The organism is Bacillus sp. FSL K6-1218 (assembly GCF_038006445.1).
Lineage (GTDB): Bacteria > Bacillota > Bacilli > Bacillales > Bacillaceae_G > Bacillus_A > Bacillus_A thuringiensis_S.
On the sequence record NZ_JBBOVE010000009.1, the window covers coordinates 1 to 3872 of the forward strand.

Genomic DNA, 3872 nt, shown 5'->3' on the forward strand with positions numbered 1-3872 from the left:
TTTGTTACGTTAAGTTCTTGGGGGCTAGCCCCCAAACCCCCAGCCAGCACTCACACCCAAAAACAAGAGGATTTAAAATAAATGATTTCATCAAAAAAAAGAGAGAATTTCAAAAAAGAAATTCTCTCTAGTAGTTAAAATAATTACAAGTGGTTTTAGCTACCACAGTTTTTAATACAAATATCTTTGGCTACTTTTACAGCAAGACGACAAGCTGCTCTAGCTATAGGGCTACTCATAGCATCACAACCAGCATTTCCGATTGTAGCTGATATTTCACAAGTGTCTCTACAACCATCATTATTTTCTATTTTTACATCGCCCATTATTAATAAAATTTGTTCAATTGTCTGTTTTTCTGACTCGCTTAATTGATCTACTATTGCACGACTTAATGGTAGTGACATTAAAAAATCCTCCTGTTAAGTTTAATATTTATTTTTAATATGAGCATGTTTTTTTTTAATATACATTGTCTTTGTCAACCGTTAGCGGAACATAGTGAGTATTAAGAAGTTGACAGATTTACTACACCCAAAAATAAGGAAATTCTTTTTCTAATCTTTTAGAAATGCTAGAATTATCCATGTACATTCAACCTAGGAGGCGTAGCAATAATGACAAATTCCGTTGTAAACAAAGCAGGTGCAAAAATTTATTCTGATATTAATAAACATGAAATGTTAGAATTACCAGTGTTAGTAAACAATAAATCTAATGGGATTATTCACGAAGTTCTTTCGGTAGGGCTACAAGGGGCACAAAGAGAGCCGATTGTAACGATAAAAAAATCCAATCAAGAAGCTATTGCATATCGTTTACCAAAAGATTTGCAAGGATGGGTTGAAAATGCAATGTTTTTAACAATGCAAGGAATGAATCCATTCCCTTCACGTGTAGAGTTTGGGATATTAGATAATAGAGCCTTCGTGGAAATTTTATAAAAAATCATTATTGTTTTAAGGATCTCTCAGCTTAGCTGAGGGATTTTTTGTTTTTGTGTTTTATATTTTGGAAAATTACTAAGCGATTATGTCGCGAAAGTTTCTTTACTATGAGGGGAACCCTCATGCAAACTACTGGAGGTTGTCCCACAAGGGCGGTTTTTGCCCTGCGGGATTACCTTCGGGAGTTTGAGGGTTTAGAGGCTCGTAGTCAAGAAAACGTGAAATAAATAGCGTCCATCGGGGGACGACTATGACATGTTTACGAGATGGTTTTTGTTATGCAGGGGCATAGCTCGGCAAAGCCGAAAGGCCTTAATTCGGCTTTGCCGAATAGCCCCGCAGGGCACACCTTTACGATAGTAAAGTATAGTGTGCTATACTTTACATGGAAGTCCACCGAAAAACAGTAGAGAAGTATATATACTTTATAGAGTGGTCGTGAACAAAATAAAGAAAAAAATAGAACAAGTTGAGGTGAGGATTCATGAGTTTTGCCATTTGTAGAATGCAGAAATTTAAAATGCGAGATGTGAAAGGAATCCAGATTCATAATCAACGAGAAAAAGAGAGTCATACAAATCTTGATATTGAAAAAGAACAAAGTCATTTAAATTATGATTTACATAATGATCAGTACATTGATTACTTAAGAACAGTAAAAGAAAAAATTGAACAGAATGTAGAAACCAATCGAGCAATTCGAAAAGATGCAGTTGTCATGTGTGAATTTGTAGTCACAAGTGATAGAAGTTTCTTTGAATGTTTAAGTGAAGAAAATCCGGATTCTCAAAAAGAATTTTTTGAGGAAGCTTATAGCTTTCTTAAAGAGCGGTATGGAGAACAAAACATTGTACATGCAGTGGTACATTTGGATGAAAAAACACCTCATATGCATGTAGGAATGGTTCCAGTGACGGAAGAAAAGAAGTTATCAGCGAAACAGATTTTTAACCGTAAGGAATTAGTTTCACTTCAGGATGATTTTCATGCTCATATGGTGGAGAAAGGCTTTGATTTAGAGCGTGGAGTATCGAGTGATAAAAAACATATTGAAACCGCACGTTTTAAAGCTTTGACAGCAAAAGAAGAAGTGCAAGTGTTACAAGATACACTTATAGAAAAAGAATTGGAAAAACAACAAATAGAGAAATCAATGCAACAAATGCAAAATCGTTTAAATGTTTTAAAAAGAGCTGTTAAAGTAGGAAAACAAATAGAAGAGATGCCTGTGAAGGAAAAAGGGGGTCTTATCCGCTCTAAAACGGTTGAAATTGGCTTAGAAGACTTTCAAAGGATTAAAACCCTTGCAAAAGCGTCAGAGGCCTTTAAAAGGGAAAATGAGATGTTACTGAGGCAAAACCATGCGTTGAAAGTGAATCATACAGATTTACATACTACTGTAAAACGTTTAGAAAAAGAGAAAAAAGAATTAGAACCATATAAAGCGAAATATGAGAGACTTCAAAAGTTATTTGCACAAATGCAGGAGTTTTATAAAGAACGAGTTCCTCAAGGATTGGAGAAATTCCAACAAATTGTAGGGTATTGCAAGAAGAAAGTGAATATCACTTTAAATCCCTTTAGTAATACTCGATTTAGTGAAAATAATTTAACTGAACATGAAAGAAAGGGATATGATCTTGCTTCAAGAGATATACAGCAGAAGAAAAAGAAGAAAAATAGAAATAAAGATAGTGGTTTAGAGAAATAAATAAAAAGCATTATACCAATTGGTGTAATGCTTTTTATTTTGGTGAAAAATTTACTTTAGGAAGAATGTGCTTTTGTAAACTGTTGTCACTAAATGCACTTATTGATTGTGTATTTGGATCAAATTGTAATCCTAATGCTTTAAATACAACCTCTGTTTGTACAGGTGACAAGCTAAATGATACTGTGTCGTTATCTAGATAAATATTTAATTCAATGCCTTCAATCATTATTTTTCATCTCCAATTTTCCTAATTCGTTCTTGGATATTTCTTGTTTTGGAAGAGCTTTTTGTTTTCCTCTTAAAACTTCAATGGAATTTAAAGGTTTATCTTCTTCGTAATAACTTAATAGTATTTGTCGTTTTGTATCGTTTCCTTTCATCATGATGTTAGGATTTACGATATAAACGCCGTTTTGCTTTTTCTTGATGAAGTTGTTTGCTTGTAGCTTTTTCATTAATTTTGCAATAGTAGGCTCGGAAACTCCGACATCTTTTGAGATTTGTTTGTATGTTCCTATAAATAAGTTATTAGATTGATTTGTGTTTTCTGCTATGTAAATAAAAATATCTAATTGTTTATTGTCTATGATTCCTAGAACTGTTAAGAAGTCCATTAAATACATTTTCCAAAAATTCTTAGTTCCATATACTCTTTTTGTTATTTGGTCTACATGAATAACTTCTCCAGTTTCAGTATCCACTAATTCTCGTTTTTTTTGACCGACTAAAGTTTGACTTTCAGCATGATATTCTAGATTTTCCGTCATAATCTTAAGCTCCTTATACTTAATTTTCATTTTAGTAACCACTTAATGTTTTAAATTTTATAATAAAAACAAAGTGAAGTAAACACTTAAAAGAAAATTAAGCAAACACGAAACAAGAGTTAAGTAAAGACTTAAAAAAAGTTAAGTGCCTAAAACGTCCAAAACCATTGATACAACTGGACTTGTCCTGTTTTTTTGTTTAATTTACTCTCTTCTATAATCAAAAGAGCTTTTCTCCATGCAACGGTCAGGTAGTATTTTTTGAGAAACCCACTCAAAAAATCTCCACCTTTTTTCCATTGCATAGAGAAATTCGGCAGGTGATAACATGTCGCCAAGCCGAACATACCAAAAACGAGAATTTAGGTAGTACGACTTGAACAAGCAATTGTACCTGCCGAACCGCTTTAATCTATCGACCAAAACAATCAGCTTTTTCTACAT

At 33.1% G+C, this 3872-nt stretch carries 5 protein-coding genes; 2 read left to right on the forward strand and 3 right to left on the reverse strand.

Translation table 11 applies throughout. The annotated features are described in order from the left end of the window. Window positions 1–155: 155 nt before the first annotated feature. Window positions 156–407: a hypothetical protein gene (locus MHI26_RS31500; protein ID WP_061665814.1), complete on the reverse strand. Its 252-nt coding sequence runs from the start codon at window positions 405–407 to the stop codon at window positions 156–158. A 210-nt stretch (window positions 408–617) separates the two neighbouring features. On the opposite strand from MHI26_RS31500, the gene MHI26_RS31505 reads away from it, so the two are divergent. Continuing rightward, entirely contained in the window at window positions 618–944 is a 327-nt protein-coding gene (locus tag MHI26_RS31505) for a hypothetical protein (RefSeq protein ID WP_061665813.1), read from the forward strand. Between the two features lie 487 nt (window positions 945–1431). Then, complete coding sequence (gene mobV, locus MHI26_RS31510) at window positions 1432–2658, forward strand: MobV family relaxase (protein ID WP_061665816.1); 1227 nt, start codon at window positions 1432–1434, stop codon at window positions 2656–2658. Window positions 2659–2692: 34 nt separating this feature from the next. Here mobV and MHI26_RS31515 read toward each other — a convergent pair whose 3' ends face one another. Both MHI26_RS31515 and MHI26_RS31520 read right to left on the reverse strand, forming a co-directional pair. Then, window positions 2693–2887: a hypothetical protein gene (locus MHI26_RS31515; RefSeq protein WP_061665815.1), complete on the reverse strand. Its 195-nt coding sequence runs from the start codon at window positions 2885–2887 to the stop codon at window positions 2693–2695. After that, window positions 2880–3428, reverse strand: coding sequence for a replication/maintenance protein RepL (locus MHI26_RS31520; RefSeq protein ID WP_061665817.1), 549 nt, complete (start codon window positions 3426–3428; stop codon window positions 2880–2882). Before MHI26_RS31520 ends, MHI26_RS31515 begins: the two co-directional genes overlap by 8 nt. Window positions 3429–3872: the final 444 nt, after the last annotated feature.

Coding starts and splice junctions, on each gene's coding strand:
- MHI26_RS31520 (WP_061665817.1), bottom strand. CDS start 3,428: ATGACGGAAAATCTAGAATATCATGCTGAAAGTCAAACTTTAGTCGGT.
- MHI26_RS31505 (WP_061665813.1), top strand. CDS start 618: ATGACAAATTCCGTTGTAAACAAAGCAGGTGCAAAAATTTATTCTGAT.
- MHI26_RS31500 (WP_061665814.1), bottom strand. CDS start 407: ATGTCACTACCATTAAGTCGTGCAATAGTAGATCAATTAAGCGAGTCA.
- MHI26_RS31515 (WP_061665815.1), bottom strand. CDS start 2,887: ATGATTGAAGGCATTGAATTAAATATTTATCTAGATAACGACACAGTA.
- mobV (WP_061665816.1), top strand. CDS start 1,432: ATGAGTTTTGCCATTTGTAGAATGCAGAAATTTAAAATGCGAGATGTG.